General features: G+C 69.4%; 24 protein-coding genes. 11 read left to right on the top strand and 13 right to left on the bottom strand.

Annotated elements, in window-relative coordinates; translation table 11 throughout:
- Positions 1-68: 68 nt before the first annotated feature.
- From OG611_RS06205 to OG611_RS06175, 7 genes are all read left to right on the top strand, one after another.
- Positions 69-452 carry a hypothetical protein gene (locus OG611_RS06205; RefSeq protein WP_266425577.1) on the top strand — a complete coding sequence of 128 codons (384 nt, stop codon included), beginning with the start codon at positions 69-71 and terminating at the stop codon, positions 450-452.
- Positions 449-2,236 (top strand): alpha/beta hydrolase, encoded by a 1,788-nt coding sequence (locus OG611_RS06200; RefSeq protein ID WP_266416338.1) that lies wholly within the window; start codon positions 449-451, stop codon positions 2,234-2,236. Before OG611_RS06205 ends, OG611_RS06200 begins: the two co-directional genes overlap by 4 nt.
- Positions 2,237-2,337: 101 nt before the next feature.
- Positions 2,338-2,793, top strand: coding sequence for a hypothetical protein (locus tag OG611_RS06195; protein WP_266416335.1), 456 nt, complete (start codon positions 2,338-2,340; stop codon positions 2,791-2,793).
- A 270-nt stretch (positions 2,794-3,063) separates the two neighbouring features.
- Entirely contained in the window at positions 3,064-5,388 is a 2,325-nt protein-coding gene (locus OG611_RS06190) for an alpha/beta hydrolase (protein ID WP_266425574.1), read from the top strand.
- Entirely contained in the window at positions 5,385-5,981 is a 597-nt protein-coding gene (locus OG611_RS06185) for a hypothetical protein (RefSeq protein ID WP_266416332.1), read from the top strand. Before OG611_RS06190 ends, OG611_RS06185 begins: the two co-directional genes overlap by 4 nt.
- 402 nt (positions 5,982-6,383) lie before the next feature.
- On the top strand, positions 6,384-7,376 hold the full coding sequence (locus OG611_RS06180; protein WP_323180255.1) for a bifunctional lytic transglycosylase/C40 family peptidase: 993 nt from the start codon (positions 6,384-6,386) through the stop codon (positions 7,374-7,376).
- Positions 7,377-7,660: 284 nt separating this feature from the next.
- On the top strand, positions 7,661-8,392 hold the full coding sequence (locus OG611_RS06175; protein ID WP_266416330.1) for a phosphatase PAP2 family protein: 732 nt from the start codon (positions 7,661-7,663) through the stop codon (positions 8,390-8,392).
- A 117-nt stretch (positions 8,393-8,509) separates the two neighbouring features.
- On the opposite strand, the gene OG611_RS06170 is transcribed toward OG611_RS06175, so the two are convergent.
- On the bottom strand, positions 8,510-10,156 hold the full coding sequence (locus tag OG611_RS06170) for an FAD-binding oxidoreductase (RefSeq protein ID WP_266416329.1): 1,647 nt from the start codon (positions 10,154-10,156) through the stop codon (positions 8,510-8,512).
- 106 nt (positions 10,157-10,262) lie between these two features.
- Positions 10,263-10,451 (bottom strand): hypothetical protein, encoded by a 189-nt coding sequence (locus OG611_RS06165; RefSeq protein WP_266416327.1) that lies wholly within the window; start codon positions 10,449-10,451, stop codon positions 10,263-10,265.
- 133 nt (positions 10,452-10,584) lie between these two features.
- On the opposite strand from OG611_RS06165, the gene OG611_RS06160 reads away from it, so the two are divergent.
- Positions 10,585-11,490, top strand: coding sequence for a hypothetical protein (locus OG611_RS06160; protein WP_266416326.1), 906 nt, complete (start codon positions 10,585-10,587; stop codon positions 11,488-11,490).
- Between the two features lie 132 nt (positions 11,491-11,622).
- Entirely contained in the window at positions 11,623-11,817 is a 195-nt protein-coding gene (locus tag OG611_RS06155; protein ID WP_266416323.1) for a hypothetical protein, read from the top strand.
- 30 nt (positions 11,818-11,847) lie between these two features.
- Here OG611_RS06155 and OG611_RS06150 read toward each other — a convergent pair whose 3' ends face one another.
- Complete coding sequence (locus tag OG611_RS06150; protein ID WP_093540204.1) at positions 11,848-12,198, bottom strand: metal-sensitive transcriptional regulator; 351 nt, start codon at positions 12,196-12,198, stop codon at positions 11,848-11,850.
- Positions 12,199-12,398: 200 nt separating this feature from the next.
- On the opposite strand from OG611_RS06150, the gene OG611_RS06145 reads away from it, so the two are divergent.
- Both OG611_RS06145 and OG611_RS06140 read left to right on the top strand, forming a co-directional pair.
- Positions 12,399-13,019 carry a DUF47 domain-containing protein gene (locus OG611_RS06145; protein WP_266416320.1) on the top strand — a complete coding sequence of 207 codons (621 nt, stop codon included), beginning with the start codon at positions 12,399-12,401 and terminating at the stop codon, positions 13,017-13,019.
- Between the two features lie 5 nt (positions 13,020-13,024).
- Positions 13,025-14,023 (top strand): inorganic phosphate transporter, encoded by a 999-nt coding sequence (locus OG611_RS06140; RefSeq protein ID WP_266416318.1) that lies wholly within the window; start codon positions 13,025-13,027, stop codon positions 14,021-14,023.
- 170 nt (positions 14,024-14,193) lie between these two features.
- Here the strand turns inward: OG611_RS06140 and pstB are convergent, their stop codons facing one another.
- The 10 genes from pstB to OG611_RS06090 form a co-directional block, all read right to left on the bottom strand.
- Entirely contained in the window at positions 14,194-14,970 is a 777-nt protein-coding gene (gene pstB / locus OG611_RS06135) for a phosphate ABC transporter ATP-binding protein PstB (RefSeq protein WP_266416316.1), read from the bottom strand.
- 28 nt (positions 14,971-14,998) lie between these two features.
- The gene (gene pstA, locus OG611_RS06130) at positions 14,999-16,084 is read right to left on the bottom strand and encodes a phosphate ABC transporter permease PstA (RefSeq protein WP_266416314.1); all 1,086 of its coding nucleotides are present in this window, start codon (positions 16,082-16,084) and stop codon (positions 14,999-15,001) included.
- The gene (gene pstC / locus OG611_RS06125) at positions 16,081-17,076 is read right to left on the bottom strand and encodes a phosphate ABC transporter permease subunit PstC (RefSeq protein ID WP_266416312.1); all 996 of its coding nucleotides are present in this window, start codon (positions 17,074-17,076) and stop codon (positions 16,081-16,083) included. Before pstC ends, pstA begins: the two co-directional genes overlap by 4 nt.
- A 156-nt stretch (positions 17,077-17,232) precedes the next feature.
- Positions 17,233-18,369: a phosphate ABC transporter substrate-binding protein PstS gene (gene pstS, locus OG611_RS06120; protein WP_266416309.1), complete on the bottom strand. Its 1,137-nt coding sequence runs from the start codon at positions 18,367-18,369 to the stop codon at positions 17,233-17,235.
- 187 nt (positions 18,370-18,556) lie between these two features.
- Positions 18,557-18,964, bottom strand: a complete 408-nt coding sequence (locus OG611_RS06115; protein WP_266425568.1) for an NUDIX hydrolase — start codon at positions 18,962-18,964, stop codon at positions 18,557-18,559.
- 35 nt (positions 18,965-18,999) lie between these two features.
- A complete protein-coding gene (locus tag OG611_RS06110; protein ID WP_266416307.1) occupies positions 19,000-19,998 on the bottom strand; it encodes a CHAD domain-containing protein in 999 nt (332 codons plus the stop codon).
- A complete protein-coding gene (locus OG611_RS06105; protein ID WP_266416305.1) occupies positions 19,985-22,234 on the bottom strand; it encodes an RNA degradosome polyphosphate kinase in 2,250 nt (749 codons plus the stop codon). The genes OG611_RS06110 and OG611_RS06105 overlap by 14 nt, the downstream gene beginning before the upstream one ends.
- 269 nt (positions 22,235-22,503) lie before the next feature.
- On the bottom strand, positions 22,504-23,478 hold the full coding sequence (locus OG611_RS06100; protein WP_266416302.1) for an ABC transporter permease subunit: 975 nt from the start codon (positions 23,476-23,478) through the stop codon (positions 22,504-22,506).
- Positions 23,475-24,371 (bottom strand): ABC transporter ATP-binding protein, encoded by an 897-nt coding sequence (locus OG611_RS06095; protein ID WP_266416299.1) that lies wholly within the window; start codon positions 24,369-24,371, stop codon positions 23,475-23,477. The genes OG611_RS06100 and OG611_RS06095 overlap by 4 nt, the downstream gene beginning before the upstream one ends.
- Positions 24,368-24,778 (bottom strand): GntR family transcriptional regulator, encoded by a 411-nt coding sequence (locus OG611_RS06090; protein ID WP_266416296.1) that lies wholly within the window; start codon positions 24,776-24,778, stop codon positions 24,368-24,370. The genes OG611_RS06095 and OG611_RS06090 overlap by 4 nt, the downstream gene beginning before the upstream one ends.
- Positions 24,779-24,844 lie beyond the last annotated feature (66 nt).

Genomic DNA, 24,844 nt, shown 5'->3' with positions numbered 1-24,844 from the left:
CGTGTCGCCGCCACCGGATTTGGCACAGTGCCGCTCCGCGATCAAGGAACGGGGACGGGGTGGGCGGAGTGGCAGTGACGGGACAGCCGGGCGGCCGTCAGAGGCTGAGCGATCTGGCGGGCGGTGGCGGGGACGTACTGAAGCACAGCGACGGTGCGTGGCTGCGGGCAGCCGGTGGTGCGGAAGGGATGTGTACGCACCTCGGCCCGGTGAAGTCGGAACTGGAGACCGCGCACGAGGGCCTTCTCGCCGGGACCGGCGGACTGACCGCGCTGGCGGAACTGGGTGCCGTACGGGAGTCGTGGACGCGGCGGTTCGAGGCGGCGCGCGGGGAGTGCCGGGCGCTGGCCGGGAAACTGCGCGCCGTCGCGCGGGCCCAGGGCGAGACGAACGAGACCGTGAAGTCCGCCTTCGCGCCCGTGGCATCGGTGGGTCGGGACGGGGCGCGATGACCCTGACCTGGGCGCAGTTACGGGACCTGAAGTGCGGCGAGCTGGAGGGCGCGGCCGACGGGTGGGGCAAGGCGAGCAACCGCGCCGACGCGGGCCGGGACCGGATCGAGACGCAGTTGCTCAATGGGTTGCGCGATACGCAGCACGGCGAGGCGGCGAGGGCGGCGGTCGGGCGGCTGCGGCAGATGAGCCGGAACCTGAGCTACGTCTACACGGAGTGCGGTCTGCTCCGTACGACGCTGAACAGCATGGCCCATGAACTGCGCGCCCAGCAGCGGGCGTTGCGGGAGGCGCTGGACGACGCGGAGAACCTGAAGCTCACCGTGCACGCGGACGGTTCGGTGACGTACCCGGCGGCGGGCGAGGGCCTGATCGACGGCAAGCCCCTGCCGGGCGGCACGGCAGAGGTCGGGGGCGCGGCGCCCGGACTGCATGCGCCTTCGCCCCTGGTGACCCCCAACCCGAACGTGGCGAAGGCGCAGGACATCGCGGACCGGGTGGCGAAAGCCGTGCGGACGGCGGCCGAGATCGACTGGCGGTACGCCCGGATCCTGCGGAAGCTGAAGGCCGAGGAGGGCCTGAAGGTCCCGGACTCGACATGGCAGGACGCGGCGGGCGACGCGGCAGCGGTACGGGACGCGGCGCGCGGCTACCTGAAGGACGCGATCCCGCACGACGCGTCACCGCCCGAACGCAAGGCCTGGTGGTCCGGCCTGACGGACGAACAGCGCGAGGAGTACCTCGCGGTGTACCCGGACCAGATCGGCAACTTGGACGGCATTCCGGCCTTGGTACGGGATGCGGCGAACCGGGACAACATCCAGCTGCTGATGGGCAAGTTGGAAGGGCGGGACGACGCGAAGTCGGAGACACAGCTGGCGGCGCTGCGGGAGATCGATCGGCAGCTGCGGGCGGGGACCCAACCTCCGATGTACCTGCTCGGTATCGGGGACGAGGGGAACGGGCGGGCGATCGTCTCCTTTGGTAATCCGGATACGGCGAAGAACGTGGCGGCCTATGTCCCTGGGCTGAACACTTCGTTGGATAAGGAATTTGCAACAAGTGATGTCAAGCGGGCCTGGGACACTGCGAAGGGTGCTCATAAATATGATCACTCCAGTGCGGCCATCGCTTGGCTCGGATATGACGCACCGCAATTGCCGGATGGCATGGCAAGTTTATCGGTGATGGGAACGAAGAGAGCCGAGGAGGGTGGCGTTGCCTTCAATGGTTTCATGGCTGGGATCTCGGCCACTAATGAAACCGGGGATCCGCACCTGACAGCAATCGGTCACTCGTACGGTTCGCGCACGGTAGGAGCTGCGACGCAACACGGCGCTGGTATTCCAGGAGTTGACGACATCGTCCTGGTGGGCAGCCCTGGGGTAGGTGTCAATCGTGCTGAGGACCTCGGGGTCGGCAAGGATCACGTCTTCGTTGGAGCAGCCGAGCACGATGTGGTGACCAAGCTCCCGTCTGGGCGGGAGGATGTCGTAGGCGCCGCGGCAACGATCGCCGCTGGTCCAGTGGTCGGATATTTGGCAGGGGACATTGCAGATCAGGGGGACGACGACCTCTGGTTCGGCAAGGATCCGGCGAGTGAAGCCTTCGGTGCTCGACGCTTCCCCGCCGAAGAGGGGCCTCCCCTTGTCGGTGGACATGGCCTCTCGCTCGGTGCGCACTCCCAGTACTTCGATCCGAAGAAGGACTCCGTGTCCGCAGACAGTATTGCGTTGATCACTGCGGGGAGGTCTCGCGATATCGAGATGGAGGGGCTTCGGTGAGGTCTCAGCTTCCCGCTCTTGTCGTAGTGATGGTGTTGTCTTCGGTGCTGTCTGGTTGTACAGAGAGATTTACATCGCCAAGTCCGGGAGGGCGTGAGGATATGAACATGCAGGATGCGGCGAATCGCGCTGATCAGATTCTTGATGCCGCACTGGGAGAGATCAAGCCGGAAGTCCAGTGGGCGCACGGGCCTACCAGTACGGGTAGCTGCGATGTTTCTCGCATGCGTGTCGTCATGACTGTTGTATCCGAAGGTCGAAGAGGGAACTTTCTTGGCGTTGTGGACCGCTTCTGGCGCCGGAGTGGGTACAGGATCAAGGCTGTTAACAAGAATGTGAATGTTCCGGCGATCTATGCGCAGACGAAAGATGGCTTCGGAGTCAGTCTCAGCATCGGCGGCGCAGGCCAGGCCTTCTTCGAGGTGGACAGCCCCTGCGTGGAGGAGTCGGAGGTTGCGGAATCCACCACGCTGCCGAACGGCCCCGGCTATGAGGGCGTCTACCCCCTTCCCCGCCCCAACGTCCACTCGGACTTCTGGTCCGCCGGAGCTCTCTGACGCCCCGTCACCGCACCCAATGACCCGTAACGGCACGGTCGGTGGGGGAAAGGGGAAGGCTGGGCGGGTGCCCGAACATTGAGTCCGGCATTGGGCCCTGGGGCCCATGCCGGGCCCTGCGTTGTTGTGGTCGCATACGGATACCGGGGGGAACTGTCGCTGCGCCCACTCACAAAGCTGGGGAGACTCGCCGTGTCTGGCATACGAGAACTAGCGGTACCGGGTGGTGCTGACGTGAGCACCACCGAGGTCCCTCCGGGCAGGCAGCCATTGTCACGCCCCTTGCAGGCGGTACTGATTCTCGTCCGATTGCTCTTCGTCCTCACGGTCGTGGGGACGTTCGACGTACTGCTCGTGGCCTCGTCCGTCGATGCGGTGGACGGTCGGCTGTTGGGCATGGTGCTGTACGCGGCGCTGCCCGGCATCATCGGGTTCGGGCTGTCGCTGTACCTGCGCAGCGGTGGCGTCTGGGTCTGGCGCGGGCTCCTGGCCGTGCACGCCTGGCTCACGCTCGGTGCGCTGGCGACGCTGAACGACGCGGACAACAGCCGGGGCGTGACGCAACTGGTGATGCCCGTCGTCGTCCTCGTCCTGCTGTGCCGGCCCCGGTCGCGCGCATGGTTCCGGCTCGCACCCGAAGAGCGCGTCGAGCACCGGCCGTTCAGCATCGTGCGGATGATCAAGTCGCGTCGCGACAACGGTCAGACCGCGATGGAGTACCTGGGCATGATCCTCGTGGTCGTGGCCCTCATCGGCGGGCTCGTGGCCACGGGGATCGGCGGGCAGGTGTCCGGCCAGCTCCGGAACGCCATCTGCCAGCTGACCGGCAGTGCCTGCCCGCCCCCCGGTGCCGTCGCCGGCGGCGGGAGCAATGGGAATGGCAACGGCAACGGGAACGGCAGCGGTGACGGCACCAGTTCCGGCGCCGGGTCCGAAGGCGCGACCGTGACCGGTGGAACGGGCTCCGGCGGGTCGGACTCGACCCGCGGCAGCGGCTCCGGTGGCAGTGGCTCCGGCGGCAGCGGGGCCGGTGGGGCCGGAGCCTCGGGTGGTTCTGGCGGCTCCGGTGGTGCTGGCGGTTCCGATGGGACCAGTGGGGCCGGTGGTTCGGATGGAACCGGCGGTTCTTCTACAGAGGTCAACGCGGGTAGACAAACCCCGGTCCCGGGCACCAAGGGCGGCTCGGACGGCAACTTCCTCACCGGCATCGTGGGCGACGACGGGCTGCTGGGCGACGTCACCGGGGCCATCGACACGATCGCGCACCCCGGCGACACCGCCAAGGGCGTTGTCGACCAGTACGCACAGGTCGCGAACAAGGCGGGCGGCAAGTGGGACAAGGGCCAGTACGTGGCCGCTGCCTGGGACGTGGCCAAGGGTTCCGGCGGGGGCGGCGCGCTCACCGGGCTGCCCGGGTCCGGTACGCGCGTCGAGTCGGCGGTGCGGGACGGGGAGCGGCAGTACCTCAACGACCGCATCCCACGCGGCTCCAGCCCGGCCGGCCGCGAGGCCTGGTGGAAGGGGCTGACGCAGCAGCAGCGCGATCGGTACCTGGAGCTCTCCCCGGATCAGATCGGCGGCCTCGACGGGATTCCGGTGGCGGACCGGGACACGGCCAACCGCCGGAACCTGCCGGATCTGATCTCGAAGCTGGAGGGTCAGAGCGACAAGGCGTCGAAGGAGAAGCTGGCCGGGCTGCGGGAGATCGACCGCCAGCTGAAGGAGGGCAGTCAGCCCCCGATGTACCTCATCGGCATCAGCGACGAGGGCAACGGGCGGGCGATCGTCTCGTACGGGAACCCCGACACCTCGAAGAACGTGTCGGCCTACGTGCCGGGACTGAACACCTCCCTCGACGAGGAATTCGCGAAGAACGACCTCAAGCGCGCCCGTGACACGGCGATCGGCGCCCAGGGCTACGACCCGTCCAGCGCGGCGATCGTCTGGCTCGGATACGACGCACCGCAGACGCCGGACGGGCTGTCGAGCCTGGCGGTCGCGGGCACCGGCCGGGCGGAGAAGGGCGGCGTGGCGTACAACGACTTCATGAGCGGCATCTCGGCCACCAACCAGAACAAGGACCCGCACATCACGGCCATCGGGCACTCCTACGGTTCCCGCACCGTCGGTGCCGCGGCCAAGCACCTCGGCGGGATTCCGGGGGTGGACGACATCATCCTGGTCGGCAGCCCCGGGGTGGGCGTGGACCGTGCCGTGGACCTCGGAGTCGGTGCCGGACACGTCTTCGTCGGCGCCGCGGCCAACGACCCGGTGACCAAGCTCCCCTCCAAGACGCAGGTCGTCGTGGGTGGGATCGGGATGATCCTGGGCGGTCCGGCCGGTGCGTACGCCGCGGGGGACCTGGCCGACCCGGGCGACGACGACCTCTGGTTCGGCAAGGACCCGGCGAGCAAGGCCTTCGGTGCCAGGCGGTTCCCGGTGGCCCCCGGCCAGCCGCTGATCAGCGGTGACGGTCTGAGCTTCGATGCACACTCGAACTACTTCAACCCGGTACGGGACGCCATGTCCGCCGACAGCATCGCTCTTATCGTGTCGGGACACTCCGACCGGCTCAAGATGGAGGAACAGCGATGAGTCGAAGGTTCCAGATCATTGCGGTGGCTCTGGCTGTCGGCTTCACGTTGTCCGCCTGCGGCAGCGAGAATGCGCAGTCGGGTGCGAACACGAGCACCACGGCCACCAAGAGCACCACGGGCACCAAGGGGAGCAGCATGGACATGCAGGAGGCTGCCGACCGGGCCGACAGCATGCTCGACGCCGTGCTGAAGGAGATCGACCCCGAGGTGCAGTGGGCCCACGGCCCGACGACCAAGGGCAGTTGTGATGTGACGCGCAGGCGCACCGTCATGACCATCGTGTCCGCGGACCGCAGGCAGAGCTTCCTGGACCAGGTCGAGAAGTTCTGGCGCACGAGCGACTACCGCATCAAGGCGAAGAACAACGACACGGAGTTCCCGGCGGTCTACGCGGTGACGAAGGACGGATTCGGCATCAGCGTGAGCGTTCGCGCCAAGGGGCAGGCCTTCTTCGAGGCGGACAGCCCCTGCGTGAAGGAGTCGAAGGTCGCCGACTCCGAGTCCAAGCCGAACGGGCCGGCCTACAAGGGCGTCTATCCGCTCCCGAGCCCCAATGTGCGCTCCGACCACTGGTCCGCCGGAGCGTCCTGACGGACACTCGGTCCGCCGGAGCGTCCTGACGGACACTCGGTCCGCCGGAGCGTCCTGACGGACACTCGGTCCGCCGGAGCGTCCTGACGGACACTCGGTCCGCCGGAGCGTCCTGACGGACACTCGGTCCGCCGGAGCGTCCTGACGGACACTCGGTCCGCCGGAGCGTCCTGACGGACACTCGGTCCGCCGGAGCATCTTGACGGACACTCGGTGCACCGGCCGATCCGGCCGGTGCACCGAGTGCGCCGGGCCGGGTGCCCGGTGCACCGGACCGGTGATCCCGTGCGCCGGAATGACCGGTCGATGACCCCCGATGACTCGCATGACTCGTACACACCGTCGAAAACGCCCATGAACGCGTCCTCGATGGGGGATGGTTGAGGGGTGCGGAAATTCTGGGTGGTCGGTGGCATCGGTGTCGGCATGGCCATGTGCTTCGTGGCGCTGCTTGTCGTCGGTACGTACTCCGCCGCCGCCGGACTCGCCGGGTCCGGTGGCGGCGCCGTTGCGCTGGCCAAGGGGGCCGTGCCCGCGAAGTACCAGTCGCTGGTGCAGAAGTGGGGCAACCTCTGCCCCGCCATCAACCCGGCCCTGCTGGCCGCCCAGCTGTACCAGGAGAGCGGCTGGAACCCCCGGGCCGAGAGTCCCGCCGCCGCACAGGGCATCGCCCAGTTCATCCCGGGCACCTGGGCCGGACACGGGATCGACGGGGACAAGGACGGCGACCGGGACGTATGGGATCCGGCCGACGCGATTCCGTCCGCCGCCTCCTACGACTGCGAACTGGCCGGCTATGTGAAGAAGGTGCCGGGGGATCAGACGGACAACATGCTGGCCGCGTACAACGCCGGCGCGTACCGGGTGATCCGGTCCGGTGGGGTTCCGGACATTTCGGAGACGCAGAACTACGTCACCATCATCCGCTCCCTGGAGAAGAGCTTCGCCAGGCCCGTCGGCCGCGTACAGCCCTCGGAGCAGGCGGCCGGGGCGATCTACTTCGCACAGAAGAAGCTCGGTACGCCGTATCTCTGGGGCGGCAACGGCACGCCCGAGCAGAACGGGCGGTTCGACTGCTCGGGGCTGACCCAGGCCGCGTACCGGACCGTGGACATCGAGCTGCCCCGGGTGGCGAACGATCAGTACAACGCCGGGCCGCACCCCTCCCGGGACGAGCTGCTCCCGGGCGACCTGGTGTTCTTCTCGAACGACCTGGGCAACTCGCGGGCCATCCATCACGTGGGGATCTACGTCGGCGGCGGGTACATGATCAACGCTCCGTACACCGGGGCCGTGATCCGGTTCGACAAGATCGACGCGCCCGACTACTTCGGCGCGACGCGCGTGACCAAGGACGGGGCGGCGGCCCTTCCGACGGCCCTGCCGACGGCATGACGCGGTGGCGGCGGTGGCCGGAACTCTCCGTGAAGCCTGGGCCCTGAGCTGCGACGATGAGTCACTCTTCGATAACGTCATGGTGATCATTCGGTGGAGAGTGGAACGCGCACACACGGGACGTCGTTCCCTGGGTGGACCGGAACGACGGCGCATCGACCATGCGGCGCGGCACCGACTTACGCAGTAGTGATCCACGCAGTGATCGAACCGACACGGGGGTTCGTCAAAGCGGTGCACACCGGTGTGCCCGCGGCAGCAGACAAGGCAAGGGGCCGCAGCAGATGGCTGGACTCGCACTGGATGGGTCGAACCCCGACGTCAGCCTGCTCTACGACATCAACGGACTCGCGAAGTCCGCTCCCACCTGGTTCGACCGGGTCATGGAGTTCGTCGGTGAGTACGGAATCATGCTCGGCATGGTCCTGGTGGTCCTGTGGTGCTGGTGGAGCGTGCGCCGGCACGGCACGACCGACGACTCGGTGACGGCGGTCTCCGGGCTCGTCTGGGCACCGCTCGCCGCCGGGATCGCGCTCCTGATCAACATCCCGATCCGCGGATTCGTGCACCGGCCCCGCCCGTTCAAGGACCACCAGGGGCTGGATGTTTTGGTGGCGGGGAAGAACGACTTCTCCTTCGTGAGCGACCACGCCACGATGGCGATGGCACTGGCCGTCGGGATCTTCGTGGCCAACCGGAAGTTCGGCATCGCCGCTATCGCCCTCGCCCTCGTGGAGGGCTTCTGCCGGATCTACATGGGTGTCCACTACCCCACCGACGTCATCGGCGGATTCGCGCTCGGCACGGCGATCGCCCTGCTGCTCGCCCCGCTGGCGATGATGCTGCTGACCCCGTTGACGGCGGCCGTCTCGCGTTCGGACCGGTTCGGCCGACTCGTACGGTCGCGCCGACCGGAGCCGGTGACCGCGGCCGGGAGCCGGGCCGGGGCGTTCGGAATCCCCGAGCCGCGTCCGGGCACGGGCGGCGGCGACGGCGAGAAGGACCTGGCCGCGTAGGACCCGGCCGCGTAGGACCCGGCCGCGCGGGTGCGGGGCGGCGTTTGTGGCCCGCACCCCCGGTCGCACGGCACCCGCGCCCCGATCGCGCCTCGCCTCCCGCCCCGCGACCGTCCGTCAGAGCGACTGCGGGAAGGCGAAGAGGCGCTCCGGGTCGTACTGCTTCTTCAGATCGGTGAGGCGGTCGGCCGCCGAGCCGTAGTAGGCCCGGCGCCAGTCGGTCAGCGTCGGGTCGGTGTAGTTCTGGTACGCCGCTCCGGAAGCGTGCCGGCGCATCGCCGCATGAGTGATTTTCAGCCAGTCCTGTTGGGCGCCGCCCGCCGTGCCGGGGTTCCAGGAACCGATGTACTGGGCGAGCATGCGAGAGCCGCGGTGGACGAAGGCCGTCGACTGCGTGGAGACCCGGTTGATCGCCCCGCCGAGCGCCGTGAGTGCGATGGAGCCGCCACCGCCGCCCTGCGTCACCGGGATCCGGGTGAAGGCCTCGGTCCGGTCGAGCAGGGCCTGCACGCCCGCCGGGGACAGGGAGCGGTCGTAGAAGTCGGACGCCGCGGCGTACGTCTCGCGCTGGAGCGTGCCCTGGGTGGTGCGGCCGGGCGTCGTCCCCGGCAGATGGCACTGCGCGTCGGTGATGCCCGAGCAGCCCGCGTACACGAGCATCGACTCCTGGTAACTGCGGCGGCGCAGCGAGACGGAGGAGGCCGGGGCGCCGATCCGGTCGGCGAGGCGGTCGACGGCGTTCTGCAGGTCGCCGTACGTACCCAGGCTGAACGCGGCGACCGAAACGGTCGGGTTGCCGCCCCCGGGGCCTGCGGCGAGGTGTGCGGAGGACCAGATCTCGTCGGGCTGGGACGGGCCCCACTCCTGCCAGGCCGAGACGACGGACCGGGCACGTGACCACGGCCACGACATGTACGCGGTGACGGTCTGCGGGGCCCGGCGGGTGCGGAACGTCAGCTCGGTGACCACGCCGAAGTTGCCGTTGCCCGCACCGCGCAGCGCCCAGAAGAGGTCCGGGTGGCGCTTGGCGTCCACGGTGAGGGTCTTGCCGTCGGCCGTGACGATGGTCGCCGCGGTCAGGCTGTCGCAGGTCAGGCCGTACGCGCGGGAGGCGACGCCGTGGCCGCCGCCGAGGGTGAGGCCGGAGATGCCGACGGTGGGGCAGGAGCCGCCGGGGATCGTCAGGCCGCTGCGGGCGAGGCCCTGGTAGACGTCGATGAGTTTGGCGCCCGCGCCGATCGTGCCGTTCGCCCCGATGCGGGACAGTGACGAGACGTCAAGGACGAGACGGCCGTTCCCGCTCGACCAGCCCGCGTACGAGTGTCCGCCGCTGCGGATGGACACCGGGGTGGCCGTGCGGCGGGCGAAGGACAGGCATTCGCGGATGTCCGCCTCGTGCCGGACGTAGGCGACCGCTGCGGGTTTCAGTCCGTCGAAGCGGGTGTTGTAGAGCTGATGGGCGGTCGGATAGGAGGCGTCCTGGGGCCGTACGACGCTGCCGTCGAGGCTCTTGGCCAGGGCCGACCAGTCCGCCGGCCCGGCGGGGGAGGGCTTCGGCGGGGCCGATGACGCCGACGAGGCGGGAGAGCTTCCCGTGCTTCCGGTGCCCGCCGCGCCCCCTGTGGCCTTTGCGCCCCCCGTGCTTCCCGAGGTGCCGGAAGTACCTGAAGTGCCGCTGCAGGCGGTGGTGGTGACGCCGGTGAGTGCTGCCGCGGCGCCCGCGGTGAGCAGGGTGCGCCGGGCGGGCAGGGGTGGCAGGTTCATCGGATCTCCGAGTCTTGGCGCTCAAGGGCCGGACGGTGGGGGCGGAGGCCGGGTGCGGGGGGATCAGCCGGAGAAGTCGGGGACGGCGGACGTGCCGGGGGAGGAGTCAGGGTGCCGCGCGGTGCTCCGCGGCGTCCGTACGCGCCCGGTCTCTGGAGCGGCGGGCCGGTCCGAACCACCCACAGGCGCAGCGTGCGGTGCAGAAGGAGCCGCGTTCCACGGTCGTGGGTTCGTGCCCGGCGGACGCGGGGGCGGGGGCGGTCGGCGGGACCTCGTCGGGGCGTTGGTCATACACCCGTCCACGGTACTGGGCACGGCCACTCGGCGGTGTGGCCGACGGGGGCGGCGTGACGGGGGACACGGGGCGTCGTTATCCGGAACGGATGGGCCTCTCGGGCAGGCGTTACGGCGTTGGGGGTTGGCAGGCGATGGTGGTGCGGCAGCACAGGTCCGGAGGCGGGGCGCGCGCTGTCTGCGCCCTTGCCGTGGTGGGGGTGATGGCGGCGACCGCCGGATGTTCGGGCGGCGGTGGCGGCGGTGACCGGGCCGTGGCCGATGAGCGGGGCGGTGCCGACGCCCTCGACGTGGTCCACCGCGCGGCCGCGGTGCTGGCGGGGACGGTGAGCGGGACCGGAACGGTGGCGGTGGCCGCCCCCGCTCCCGGGGACGCCGCCGGGACCGCCGAGGTGCGTACGTCGATGGAGACCGCGGCGGGCGGGACGCGGGTGACCATCAGGAGCCGGGGCGCGTACGACTTCCGCAGCCGGAAGGGCCGGCTCACGGTCGTGCTGCCCAAGGACGCCGCCGGTGAGGAGGAGCACCGTCCCATCACCGAACTGCTGGCCCCCGGCGCGCTCTACATGATGAACCGCGGCGCCGGAGTGCCCGAGGACAAATGGGTCAGGGTCGACACGACGACCCTGGAGGACGGCAATCTCGTCACCGGCGGGGTGACCGATCCGATGGCCGCCGCCGAACTGCTGCGCGGGGCGCGGCAGGTGACGTACGTGGGGAAGACCGTGCTCGCCGGGGTCCCCGTGCGGCACTACCGGGGGACGGCGGACATCGGGCTGGCCGCTCGCGAGGCCGCGCCGGGATCGGGCGGGGCGCTGGCGGCGGCAGCGAAAGGGTTCAGCACGGACACGGTGCCGTTCGACGCGTACCTCGACGAGCAGGGGCGGCTGCGCAAGGTGCGCCACCGGTTCAGCTTCGCCGACGAGGGGCCGGCGGTGGAGGTGGTGTCGACCACATTGCTGTTCGGCTTCGGGGTGCCGGTCTCCGTACGGCTTCCGGAGGGCCACGACATCTATACGGGGCAGATCCGACAGCGATAGCCGGGGGGCGGACGGGTGCGGGCGGAGGCATAGGCATGCCGGCGGTGACGAAATGGTCCGTCCGTGCCATGCGCGGCCCGTGGTGCGCTCCCTACGCTAGGAAGCCGGCGACGGCAGTGAGAGGTGAGTGACGTGGTGACGCTCAGCACGCGGACCGTATCCGACCATGTGGCCCTCGCCGAGATCGAGCTCTGCGGTGAGCTGATGATCGCCGCGTCGGCCGCGATCGGGGAACGGCTCAGTGCGGACCGTATCGACGAGGTACTCAACGTCCGGGTGATCACCGAGCGGACCACCGTCCCCCGGCAGGGCGACCACCGGGGGTGAGCGCGGCCCGCGGCCCGAGGACCCCCGCCATCAGGTGCGGAGCAGCCGGGCGATCGCCTTCGTGGCTTCCTCGACCTTGGCGTCGATCTCCTCGCCGCCCTTGACCGCCGCGTCCGCGACGCAGTGCCGCAGGTGCTCCTCCAGCAGCTGGAGGGCGAAGGACTGGAGCGCCTTCGTGGACGCCGATACCTGGGTCAGTATGTCGATGCAGTAGACGTCCTCGTCGACCATGCGCTGGAGACCGCGGATCTGGCCCTCGATCCGGCGCAGCCGCTTGAGGTGTTCGGCCTTCTGGTGGTGATAACCGTGTATGCCGCGGTCGTGATCGGTGACGGTGGATTCCGTCTCGGTGGTGGTCCCGGCGGTCTCGGTGGTGGTCATTACTTCCTCCCGTTTTCCCTTTGCCCTGCCGTCTATATACCCCTGGTGGGTATATCTTAACGAATTCAGCTGAAACGTGACCGGGGGCCCGTGTTGAGCACTGTGCCTGATGCGCGACACTGAAGAACGCCGGTTAGCCGTGGCCGGATGATGCGCCTAGCATCAGCCTGACCGAATCCAAAGCACCCCGAGGACCCCACGTGCGCTTTCGTCTGACCCCCAGGGAGACGAGCTTCTACGACATGTTCTCCGCATCCGCGGACAACATCGTCACGGGCTCGAAACTCCTGATGGAACTGCTCGGGGCGGATTCTGCCTCCCGAGTCGAGATCGCGGAGCGCATGCGGGCAGCGGAGCACGCGGGGGACGATGCCACCCACGCGATCTTCCACCAGCTGAACTCCTCTTTCATTACGCCCTTCGACCGCGAGGACATTTACAACCTCGCTTCTTCGCTCGACGACATCATGGACTTCATGGAGGAGGCCGTCGACCTGGTCGTGCTGTATCAGGTCGAGGAACTTCCCAAGGGCGTCGCCCAGCAGGTCGAGGTGCTGGCCAGGGCGGCCGAGCTGACCGCCGAGGCGATGCCGGGGCTTCGGACCATGGACAATCTCACCGAGTACTGGATCGAGGTCAACCGTCTGGAGAACCAGGCCGACCAGATCCACCGCAAACTGCTCGCCCATCTCTTCAACGGCAAGTACGACGCCATAGAGGTGCTGAAGCTCAAGCAGATCGTGGACGTGCTGGAAGAGGCGGCCGACGCGTTCGAGCACGTCGCCAACACGGTGGAGACCATCGCGGTCAAGGAGTCCTGAACCACGTGGACACCTTTGCGCTGATCGTGACCATCGGTGTCGCGCTCGGCTTCACGTATACGAACGGCTTCCACGACTCGGCGAACGCCATCGCCACCTCCGTCTCCACCCGCGCACTCACGCCCCGCGCGGCGCTGGCGATGGCCGCGGTGATGAACCTCGCGGGTGCGTTCCTGGGCAGCGGTGTCGCCAAGACCGTCAGCGAGGGTCTGATCGCGACGCCCGAGGGCCACAAGGGGATGGGCATCCTCTTCGCCGCGCTCGTCGGCGCGATCATCTGGAACCTCGTCACCTGGTACTTCGGGCTGCCCTCCTCGTCCTCGCACGCCCTGTTCGGCGGCATGGTCGGCGCGGCGCTCGCCGGCGGGACGCTGGTGCACTGGGACGGGGTGCTCGACAAGGTCGTCATCCCGATGTTCGTCTCGCCGGTCATCGGCCTGGTCGTCGGCTATCTGGTGATGGTCGCGATCATGTGGATGTTCCGGAAGTCCAACCCGCACAAGGCCAAGCGCGGCTTCCGGATCGCACAGACGGTCTCGGCCGCGGGCATGGCGCTCGGCCATGGTCTGCAGGACGCGCAGAAGACGATGGGCATCGTGGTGATGGCGCTGGTCATCGCCGACGTCGAGAGCCCGAGCGACCCGATCCCGGTCTGGGTGAAGCTGGTCTGCGCCCTGATGCTCTCGCTGGGTACGTACGCGGGTGGCTGGCGCATCATGCGGACGCTCGGCCGGAAGATCATCGAGCTGGACCCGCCGCAGGGGTTCGCGGCGGAGACGACGGGCGCGTCGATCATGTTCGGTTCGGCGTTCCTGTTCCACGCGCCGATCTCCACGACGCATGTGATCACCTCGGCGATCATGGGTGTGGGTGCCACGAAGCGGGTGAACGCCGTGCGGTGGGGTGTCGCCAAGAACATCATCCTGGGCTGGTTCATCACGATGCCGGCCGCGGGCCTGGTCGCCGCCGCGAGCTACGGAGTCGTGGTTCTGCTCTTCGGCTGACGGCCGGCCATGATCACGGCGGTACGGAAACGGGGCCGCCCCCACTCCCTCTGCGGGGAGCGGGGGCGGCCCCTTCGCCTTGCGGTGGCACCGCCATGCAGCACCTCAAGGCCGTCTGGGGGCGAGGGCCCGTCCGGCGGATCGGGGTCGGACAGGCCCGGGGCCGGTGACTATCCGAAGCGTCCCGAGATGTAGTCCTCGGTGGCCTGGACGGACGGGTTGGAGAAGATGCGTTCCGTCTCGTCGATCTCCACGAGCTTGCCGGGCTTGCCGACCGCCGCGAGGTTGAAGAACGCCGTGCGGTCCGAGACACGGGCCGCCTGCTGCATGTTGTGCGTCACGATGACGATCGTGAAGCGCTCCTTCAGCTCGCCGATCAGGTCCTCGATGGCGAGGGTGGAGATCGGGTCCAGGGCGGAGCACGGCTCGTCCATCAGCAGCACGTCAGGCTCGACCGCGATCGCGCGGGCGATGCACAGGCGCTGCTGCTGACCGCCGGAGAGACCGGAGCCGGGCTTGTTCAGCCGGTCCTTGACCTCGTTCCAGAGGTTGGCGCCGCGCAGCGACTTCTCGACGATGTCGGGCAGCTGGCTCTTCTTGTACGAGCCGTTCAGCTTGAGGCCCGCGGCGACGTTGTCGAAGATCGACATGGTCGGGAACGGGTTCGGGCGCTGGAAGACCATGCCGACCGTGCGGCGCACGGTGACCGGGTCGACGTTCGCCCCGTACAGGTTCTCGTCGTCCAGCAGCACCTTGCCCTCGACGCGGCCACCGGGGGTGACCTCGTGCATGCGGTTCAGGGTGCGCAGGAAGGTGGACTTGCCACAGCCGGACGGGCCGATGAAGGCGGTCACGGAGCGGGGCTCCACGGTCATCGAGATGTCCTCGATGGCGAGGTGGGAGCCGTAGTAGGCGGACAGGCCGCTGACGTCGATGCGCTTGGCCATCTGAATCACTGCTTCTTTCGTGCCGCGGTCAGCGGCCGGTCTTCGGGGCCTTCCAGCGGGCGATGCCGCGGGCCACCAGGTTGAGGATCATGACGAAGGCGATCAGGACCAGCGCGGCGGCCCAGGCGCGGTCGTACGACTGGTCGGTGCCGACCCTGTACTGCTCCCAGATGTACAGGGGGAGCGAGGACTGTGCGCCCTGGAACGGGTTGGTGTTGATCAGCTGGCTGCCGAAGACCAGCAGCATGATCGGCGCGGTCTCACCGGCGATCCGGGCGATCGCGAGCATCACACCGGTGGTGATGCCGCCGATCGCGGTCGGCAGGACCACCTTCAGGATCGTGCGCCACTTCGGGACGCCGAGGGCCAGCGATGCCTCGCGGAGCTCGTTCGGGACGAGCTTGAGCATCTCCTCGGTGGAGCGGACCACGACCGGGATCATCAGGATCGTGAGCGCCAGCGCACCCATCAGACCGGACGGCTGGGTCTTCGTCATCAGCATGATCGACAGGATGAAGAGACCCGCGACGATGGACGGGATGCCCGTCATGACATCGACGAAGAAGGTCACGGCCTTGGCCAGGGCGCCCTTGCCGTACTCCACCAGGTAGACGGCGGTCAGCATGCCGATCGGGGCGGAGATCACGGTGGCGATGCCGACCTGCTCCAGCGTTCCGATCAGCGCGTGGTAGACACCGCCGGTCGCCTCGGTGCCGAGCACGCCGGCCATCGAGTGGGTCAGGAAGTACCCGTCCAGGCGCTCCGCGCCGCGGCTGATCGTCGTCCACAGCAGCGAGGCGAGCGGCACGACGGCCAGCAGGAAGCAGACCCAGACGACGCTGGTGGCGAGCCGGTCCTTGGCCTGGCGCCGGTTCTCGACGACCGAGGTCGTGATGTACGAGATGACGACGAAGAGGAGGGCGGAGACCAGCCCCCACTGGGTGCGGCTCTGCCAGCCCGCCGCCATGCCGGTGCCCACGCCCAGCACGAGCGCGACGGCCGCGAAGGCGAACGGGGCCCAGCGGGGGAGTGCCCGGCTGCTCAGGCTGGTCGGGCGGGCGGACGCCGTCGGGGTGGGGCGTTCCTGTATGCCGGTGTTGGCTGCCTGGCTCATGCGTTGGCCCCCGAGTATTCCTTGCGGCGGGCGATGATCAGCCGGGCCGCGCCGTTGACCAGCAGAGTGAGGATGAAGAGCACGAGACCGGAGGCGATCAGGGCGTCGCGCCCGAGCTCGTCGGCCTCGCCGAACTTCGCGGCGATGTTCTGGGCGAAGGTGCCGCCGCCCGGGTTGAGCAGATGGCCGGAGATGAGGAAGCTCGGCGACAGGACCGTGGCCACGGCCATCGTCTCGCCGAGCGCACGGCCCAGGCCCAGCATCGAGGCGGAGATCACGCCGGAGCGGCCGAAGGGGATCACCGAGAGGCGGATGACCTCCCAGCGGGTGGCGCCCAGGGCGAGGGCGGCTTCTTCGTTCATCCTCGGGACCTGGAGGAAGACTTCGCGGCTGACGCTGGTCACGATCGGCAGGATCATGATCGCGAGCAGGATGCCGACGGTGAAGAGCGAGCGGGCGACGCCGACCTCGGTCTTCTCGAAGATGTACGTCCAGCCGAAGAACTGGTCGAGCCAGAGGTTCGTGCCCTCCAGGTACGGGACCAGGACGAGGGCGCCCCAGATGCCGTACACGATGCTCGGCACTGCGGCGAGCAGGTCGACGACGTACGCGAGGGGCGCGGCCAGCTTGCGCGGCGCGTAGTGCGAGATGAACAGGGCGATACCGACAGCGACCGGGACGGCGATGGCCATCGCGATGACCGAGCTGACGATCGTGCCGAAGAGGAGGACCGCGATGCCGAAGACCGGCGGGTCGCCGGCCGGGTTCCAGTCCAGGGTGGTGAGGAAGTTGCCTTCGTCCTTGGACACGGCGAGCGAGGCGCGGTAGGTCAGGAACACGGCGATCGACGCCATGATCACGAGCAGCAGGATGCCCGAGCCCCTGGAGAGGCCCAGGAAGACCTTGTCGCCCACGCGCCCGGACTTGGTCCCGGCGCGCTTGCGCGCCACCGGCGCTGCCGGCGGCTTTTCTATCGGTGTGGTGGAAGCCATGGTCTTTCCGGTCTGTGTGGGGGAGCGGTCTGGCTCCCCTGGCGGCGGTGCACCGGATGGGTGGTGGCGGACCGGTCCGGAGGGGTGCACCGGACCGGTCTGCCGGATGTTGCTGGTGTTGCTGAAGGTGTTACTGGTGGTGCTTGCGCGTCCCGGTTACGAGAGGGAGCCGATGGTCTCGCGGACCTTGGCGTTGATCTCGGTCGGGATCGGCGCGTAGCCGGCGTCGATGAGGAGCTTCTGGCCCTCGTCACCGGCGGTGTAGTTCAGGAAGGACTTGACCGTGGGAAGGGTCTCGGCCTTGTTGCCCTTGTCGCAGACGACCTCGTACGTCACCAGGACGATCGGGTAGGCGCCCTCGGCCTTGGTCGTGTAGTCGAGGTCCAGCGCCAGGTCCTTGCCGGTGCCCTTGATCTTGGCGGCGGCGATGGCCTTGGAGGCGTTCTCCGGGGTGGCCTTGACCGGGGCGGCGCCACCGGTGTCGATGTCGACGGTGGAGATCGACTGCGAGGTGGCGTAGCTGAGCTCGAAGTAGCCGATCGCGCCGTCGACCTGCTTCACCTGGGCGGCGACATCGGCGGAGCTGGACGCGGCCTGGCCACCGGGGGCCAGCCACTTCTTCTCGGCCTCGTACTTCCAGTCGCTCGGGGCGGCTGCGCCCAGGTACTTGCCGAGGTTCTGGGTGGTGCCGGAGTCGTCGGAGCGGTGGAAGGCCTGGATGGCCTTGTCCGGGAGCTTCGCGCCGCTGTTGAGCTTGGCGATCGCCGGGTCGTTCCACTTCTTGATCTTGCCGTCGAAGATCTTGGCGAGGGTGGCGGGGTCCAGCGTGAGGCTGTCGACACCTTCCAGGTGGAAGCCGATGGCGATCGGGCCGCCGACCATCGGAAGGTTGATGCCCTGGCCGCCCTTGCAGACCTTCTTCGACTCGGCGACCTCTTCGGGCTTCAGCGCCGAGTCGGAACCGGCGAAGCCGACCGTGCCCTGGTTGAAGGCGATGATGCCGTCGCCGGAGGAGGACGACTTGTAGTTGACCTCGACGCCCGAGCAGCCGGCCATGTAGTTCTTGACCCAGAGGTCCATGGCGTTCTTCTGCGCGCTGGAGCCGGAGGCGAGCAGCTGGCCCTTGGCGTCGTCGCACTTGATGTTCGACGCCGCGCTCGTCTTCCCGCCGTTGCCGCCGGTGGAGCCGCCGCTGTTGTCGTCCGAACCGCACGCCGTGAGGACCAGGGCGCCGGAGACGGCGAGGGCACCGAGCGCGGTGGCACGAAGCCGGTTCTTGCGCTGAAGCTTCACTTTTCGGGTGTTCCTTCCAGGAGCCGCCGAGGTCTTTTCGTTCTACGACGGCGTGCGATGTGTTGGGTGCTCCGGCGTAGCGCCGCGCACCGTGTACTGCCGAAGTTAGGCAGAACAGGTGAAGCGGCCTACGGGGGAGAGTGAACGGAAGGTGAACCGTGCAGGGCGGTGCGGTTCTGGCCCTCGGTCAGGCGTTCGGCAGGATCGCGAGCAGGGCGTCCAGCAGATCCCGGTCACGGTCCTGGGTGAGGCGGGTACGGGCCGCCGCCGGAGAGAGCCAGTTCACCCGGTCCACCTCGGCGTTGGGCACGAAGCAGCCGCCGGTCGCCTCGGCCGCCCAGTAGGCGACCTCCTTGGGGCGGCCGTTCGCGAGATAGCGGACCGTGGGGAGCGGGTCGCCGGGGGTGCAGTGGTGGCCGGTCTCCTCCAGGACCTCGCGCCGGGCGGCGTCCAGCGCGGGCTCGCCGCGCTTCAGCTTGCCCTTGGGGTGCGACCAGTCGTCGTAACGGGGTCGGTGGACCAGGCAGATCTCCAGCCCGCCGGATTCCGGCCGGCGCCACAGCACGCACCCCGCGGCGAGCACCGGCCCGTTCACGGCGCGCTTGGCGCCGCGGGCGCCCACCACCCCGCTCATGGTGCGATCACGGCCGCGGCGGTGTACGGCCAGCAGGTCCGGAACACGCCGCGGGCCGCCTCCACCTCATGGCGCTGGTCGGCGTGGAGCACCCCCAGGGCGTACGCGGTCGCGGGCGCGATGCGGGGCGTGCGGGCCGCCGATGCCGCCGCCGCGGCCGCCTCCGAGGCGTCCCGGTGCAGATCGAGCGCGTGGCCCGGCGCGGCCAGGACCGGGTCGGGGGCGCCCCGCACCACCTCGTGGGCGTACCGGTGCAGCCGGAGCAGCAGCCGGGTCCGGTGCCAGGGCGCGTCCTGCGCCTCGTTGTACGGCTCGACCGCCTGGGCGGACGGGAGCGCCGCCACCGCGCCGAGCAGCTGCTGTTCGGCCCGGTCGGCGGGCCGGTGCAGCATCTCCTCGGCCGGGGCCGCGGCCGCCGGGGCGAGCGGGACCTCCGAGGCGAGCAGTGCGACGGCGTCGGCCACCGCGTGGAAGCGGGAGGAGCCGAGCGCCTGGAGCGCCGCGGAGTGGGCGCGGGTCCGGGCGAGGGTCAGCTGCCGTTCGAGGAGCGCTCCGGCGCGGGCCGCGCCGACGCCGAGAGCGGCGCGTTCCTTGTCGGCGGCGCTGTCGGAGCCGGCCCCGTTGCGGGCGGCGGGCAGCGAGGTGCCGGACAGGGCGTGCAGCGCTTCGAGGAGCCGGTGCAGCCGGGTCGCGTAGGCGTGTTCCCTGGCCAGGGTGCCGGAGAGCCAGGCCAGTTCGGTACGGAGCTGCTCGGCCCAGGTGGCGTCCAGCGCCGCCCGGAAGGTGTGCAGCGTGCCGCTGATCCGGCGCGAGGAGCGGCGCAGCGCGCCGGCGGCCTCCTCGGCCTTGTGGGTTCCGGCGTCCGTGGGGGCGCTGTTCTCGCGGTGCAGGCGCAGGCTGCGGAGGAATTCGGCGGCCTGTTCCTGAAGGTAGGGCGCGAGTACCGCGCCTGCCGTAAGGTCCGCCTGCGTCGTCTGGTGGTCATGGCGTCGCACGCCGGCGCCTCCGGGCGTCAATGAGCATTTCCTGTACGTGCCGCAGCGGCTGGCCGTCCGCGTCCGTGGCGTGCCGGTTCCAGTTCCCGTCGGGACCGAGGTGCCAGGAGGAGGTGGTGTCGGCCATGCCGGTCTCCAGGAGACGGCTGAGTGCGGCGCGGTGGGCGGGATCGGTGACCCGGACCAGTGCTTCGATCCGGCGGTCGAGATTGCGGTGCATCATGTCGGCGCTGCCGAACCACACCTCGGGTTCGCCGCCGTTGCCGAAGGCGAAGACCCGGGAGTGTTCGAGGAAGCGGCCCAGTATCGAGCGGACCCGGATGTTCTCGGAGAGGCCGGCGACCCCGGGGCGGATCGCGCAGATGCCTCGTACCCAGATGTCCACCGGTACGCCGGCCATCGCGGCCCGGTAGCAGGCGTCGACGATCGCCTCGTCGACCATCGAGTTGACCTTGATGCGGACGTAGGCGGTCCGCCCGGCCCGCTGGTGCGTGATCTCCTTGTTGATCCGGGAGATCAGCCCGTCCCGCAGGGATTTCGGGGCGACCAGGAGACGGCGGTAGGTCTCGCGGCGGGAGTAGCCGGAGAGCCGGTTGAAGAGGTCGGACAGGTCCGCGCCGACCTGCGGGTCCGCGGTCAGCAGGCCGAGGTCCTCGTAGAGCCTGGCCGTCTTGGGGTGGTAGTTGCCGGTGCCGACGTGGGAGTAGCGGCGCAGGGTGTCGCCCTCCTGCCGGACGACGAGTGAGAGCTTGCAGTGGGTCTTGAGGCCGACGAGACCGTAGACGACATGGCAGCCCGACTCCTCCAGCTTCCGCGCCCACTTGATGTTGGCCTGCTCGTCGAAGCGGGCCTTGATCTCCACGAGTACGAGGACCTGCTTGCCGGACTCGGCGGCGTCGACCAGGGCTTCCACTATCGGGGATTCGCCCGAGGTCCGGTACAGGGTCTGCTTGATGGCGAGGACTTCGGGGTCGGCGGCGGCCTGCTCCAGGAAGGCCTGTACGGAGGTGGAGAAGGAGTCGTACGGGTGGTGCAGGAGCACGTCGCGTTCGCGCAGCGCGGCGAAGATGTCGGGCGCGGAGGCGGATTCGACCTCGGCGAGATCGCGGTGGGTGCCGGCGATGAACTTGGGGAACTTCAGCTCGGGCCGGTCCAGCGACGCTATGCCGAAGAGTCCGGTGAGGTCGAGCGGGCCGGGCAGCGGGTAGACCTCGGCGTCGGACACCTTCAGCTCGCGTACCAGCAGGTCCAGCACGTACGGGTCGATGGACTCCTCGACCTCCAGGCGGACCGGCGGGCCGAAGCGGCGCCGCATGAGCTCCTTCTCCAGGGCCTTGAGGAGGTTCTCGGCGTCGTCCTCCTCGACCTCCAGGTCCTCGTTCCTGGTGACCCGGAACATGTGGTGGGCGAGGACCTCCATGCCCGGGAAGAGCTCTTCGAGGTGGGCGGCGATGATGTCCTCTATGGGCACGTACCGCTGCGGCGACGCCTCCAGGAAGCGGGTCAGCAGCGGCGGCACCTTGACCCGGGCGAAGTGGCGGTGGCCGCTGACCGGGTTGCGTACGACGACGGCGAGGTTGAGCGAGAGCCCCGAGATGTACGGGAAGGGGTGCGCCGGGTCGACGGCGAGGGGGGTCAGCACGGGGAAGACGCGCTGCCGGAAGAAGGTGAACAGGCGGGCCTGTTCCTTCTCGGTCAGCTCGGGCCAGCGGATCAGCTGGATGCCCTCGTCGGACAGGGCAGGGGCGACGTCCTGCTGGTAGCAGGCGGCGTGCCGGGCCATGAGTTCGCGCGAGCGGGTCCAGATCAGGTCCAGGACCTCGCGGGGCTGGAGTCCGGAGGCGGAACGGGTGGCGACGCCGGTGGCGATACGGCGCTTCAGACCGGCCACCCGGACCATGAAGAACTCGTCCAGGTTGGAGGCGAAGATGGCGAGGAAATTAGCCCGTTCGAGTAGGGGGGTAGCCGGGTCCTCGGCCAGTTCGAGCACTCGTTCGTTGAACGCGAGCCAACTGCGCTCGCGGTCCAGGAAGCGGCCCTGGGGCAGCTCGTCGCCGTCGACATCGGGTTCGTACGCGTCGACGTCGGCGTCGATATCGGGATCCAGATCGGCCGCGGTCGACAGTGCGGCGCCGTTGGACGCGGCGACGGCGTGCGGCCGGTGTGCGGCGAGGGAGCCGACCGACGGCTGCACGGTGGACTGGACCGGTACCTCGGAGCTGGGCTGCTGGCTCATGGCCCTATTGTTCCGCGCGGATGGCTCCGGGGGCGCGCCGGAGGGCGCGGAGATCGCGGGGAACGCACGGTTGACGTCGTTCGTGCGGTCTCCGCCGGGATTTCTCCCGATGCGGGGGGTCGGCACAGCTGGCTGCATTTCGAGAGGGTCGCAAGCGCTTCTGAATGGCTGGTAACGGCGACATGACGTGCAGGAAGCGGTGTGCCGTGCGCGGATTGGTCATATGAACCGTTTCCGGGCCCCGGGGAGGGGCCCGGAACGTTCGGACGTCAGCCGTGGCGGCGGCGCAGCACTCGGAAGGCGACGGCGACGGCGAGCACGGCGAGGGCGAGCAGGATGCCGGTCTCCACGAGCTGGAGGGGCCAGAAGTGCGAGGCGGGGTGGTAGTCGAGGTAGCGGAGGGTGATGTCCTTGTCGGCCAGGCACTGCTTGAGGTCGTTGTGCCAGCTCAGGCATGCATCGGCGGGCAGCCGTTCGCCGCTGCTGGTCACCCAGCCTTCTCCGGTGTCGACGGCTCCGTCGGGGAACCGGTATTCGCTGAACGGCTTGAACGTGTGCGTCAGCGAGGGCCACAGACCGTTGCGCACGGTGTTCAGGGCCACCACCAGCGCGCCGTATCCGATCACGGTCACGACCATCGCGGCGACGGTGCGCCGCAGCAGCAGCCCGGCGAGTGCGCCGAGGGCCAGCATGCACAGGGCGTAGCCGACGGGGACGGTCCCGATTGAGCCGTACACCTCACGGGAGTACCGCTCGGACGGGTGGTGTATCGCGTTCTCCCGTGTCTGCGCCCAGGCGCAGGCGGCCGACAGCACGGAGACGGAGGCCAGCGTCGCGACGGCGGGTACTGCGAGTTTGGCGGCGAGCCAGCGTGTGGGTGTCACGGACTGGGACCACGCAAGCTTGTATGTGCCACTCTCCATCTCGCGGGCGATCACCGGGCCGGCCACGAAGATGCCGACGAACGCGGGGAGGACCAGCATCAGCAGGCCGGACCAGTCGAGGACATCCTTCATCCAGTTCTGGCGGTCGAGGTATTCGTTGACCGTGTCGACACAGCCGGGCACGGTGTGCCGGACCGAGCAGCCCGTCGCGGCGAAGGCGTTCGCGACATGGTCGGTCCACAGCCAGGTGCCGACCAGCGCGACGACGGCCAGGAGGGGGAGCGCGCCCAGGAGCTGAAGGGCCTGCCGGTGCTGAGCCAGGACGACGCGGTTCGGGCCGCGCAGGGCGATCGTGCTCATACGGCCGCCACCTCCAGCCCGGCCTCGGCGCTCGGCGTCAGCAGCGCCGGGACCTCCGGCGACCGCAGATGCGCCAGCAGCAGTTCCTCCAGGGAAGGCTCGGTGGCTTCCCAGACGTCCGTGTCCACGGGTCCTTGCCTCCGTACGAGTGCGGTCTTCAGACGTCCCGCGGTGCGGGACTCGACGACGGTGTGCGGTGCGGTGTCCCGTACCGGACCGGTGAGCAGGGTGTGCGCGGCGAGGAGGTCCTCCGTCTCGCCGCCGAGGCGGACCCGGCCGCCGTCGACGAGCAGGAGGTAGTCGCAGGCGCCCTCCAGCTCGGTGAGGATGTGCGAGGACATCACGATGGTGGTGGAGTGCTCGGCGGCCTCCGCCATCAGCGCGCCCATCAGCTGGTGGCGGGCGAGCGGGTCGAGGTCGGCCATCGGCTCGTCCAGCAGCAGCAGTTCGGGCCGCTTGCCCAGCGCGAGGGCCAGAGCGAGCCGGGTGCGCTGGCCGCCGGACAGGGCACGGACCGCGGCGTCGCGCGGGAGCTCCCCGGCGATGCGTTCGGCGGTGTCCTGGTCCCAGGTGGCGGGGTTCAGCTCGGCGCCCGCCCAGAGCGTCGCGGCGACCGTCAACTGCGGGTACAGCGGCTTGTCCTGGGCCACGAAGGCCATCCGGGCACGGGCCTGGCCGGGCGCCGCGCCCAGCACCCGTACCGTCCCCTCCGACGGCCGCAGGAAGCCGGCCGCGAGGGCGAGCAGGGTGGACTTGCCCGCGCCGTTGGGCCCGACGAGGGCGCACACCCGCCCGGCGGGCAGCCGGAAGGAGCAGTCGCGCAGCGCCCAGCCCCTGCCTCTGCCCCGGTACTTCATTCCGAGGCCGGTGGCCTCGATCGCAGCGCCTGTCATCCGGCCTGATCCCCCTCGAAAGTCCTGTCCAGTACGGCGGTGAAGAGCGCGCTCACGTCGTCCTTCTCCAGCCCGGCCGCGCGGGCCCGGCGGGTCCAGTCGGCGAGTTCGGCGCGCAGCGGTGCGTCGTCGGCGGCCGCCGCGCCGCCGAGGGTCCGGGTGACGAAGGTGCCGAGCCCGCGCCGGGCCTCGACCAGGCCCTCGCGCTCCAGTTCCCGGTAGGCCTTGAGCACGGTGTTCGGGTTGATCGCGGTGGCTTCGACGACCTCGCGCGCGGTGGGCAGCCGGTCGCCGGGCTCCAGCAGGCCGAGGCGGAGCGCCTGCTTGGTCTGCTGGACGATCTGGAGGTACGTGGCGACGCCGCTGCGCCGGTCGATGCGGTACTCGACCGCTGCGGACTCTGCCATGTTCACCCCTTTCACTAATTGAGTAGTGAAAGAGTGGCGCAAGGAAGGGGCGGCGTCAAGCGACGC

Source organism: Streptomyces sp. NBC_01363, from assembly GCF_026340595.1.
Classification (GTDB): Bacteria; Actinomycetota; Actinomycetes; order Streptomycetales; family Streptomycetaceae; genus Streptomyces.
The sequence above is the reverse complement of the archived record's forward strand: the minus strand, read 5'-3'. Positions and strand labels throughout refer to the sequence as shown.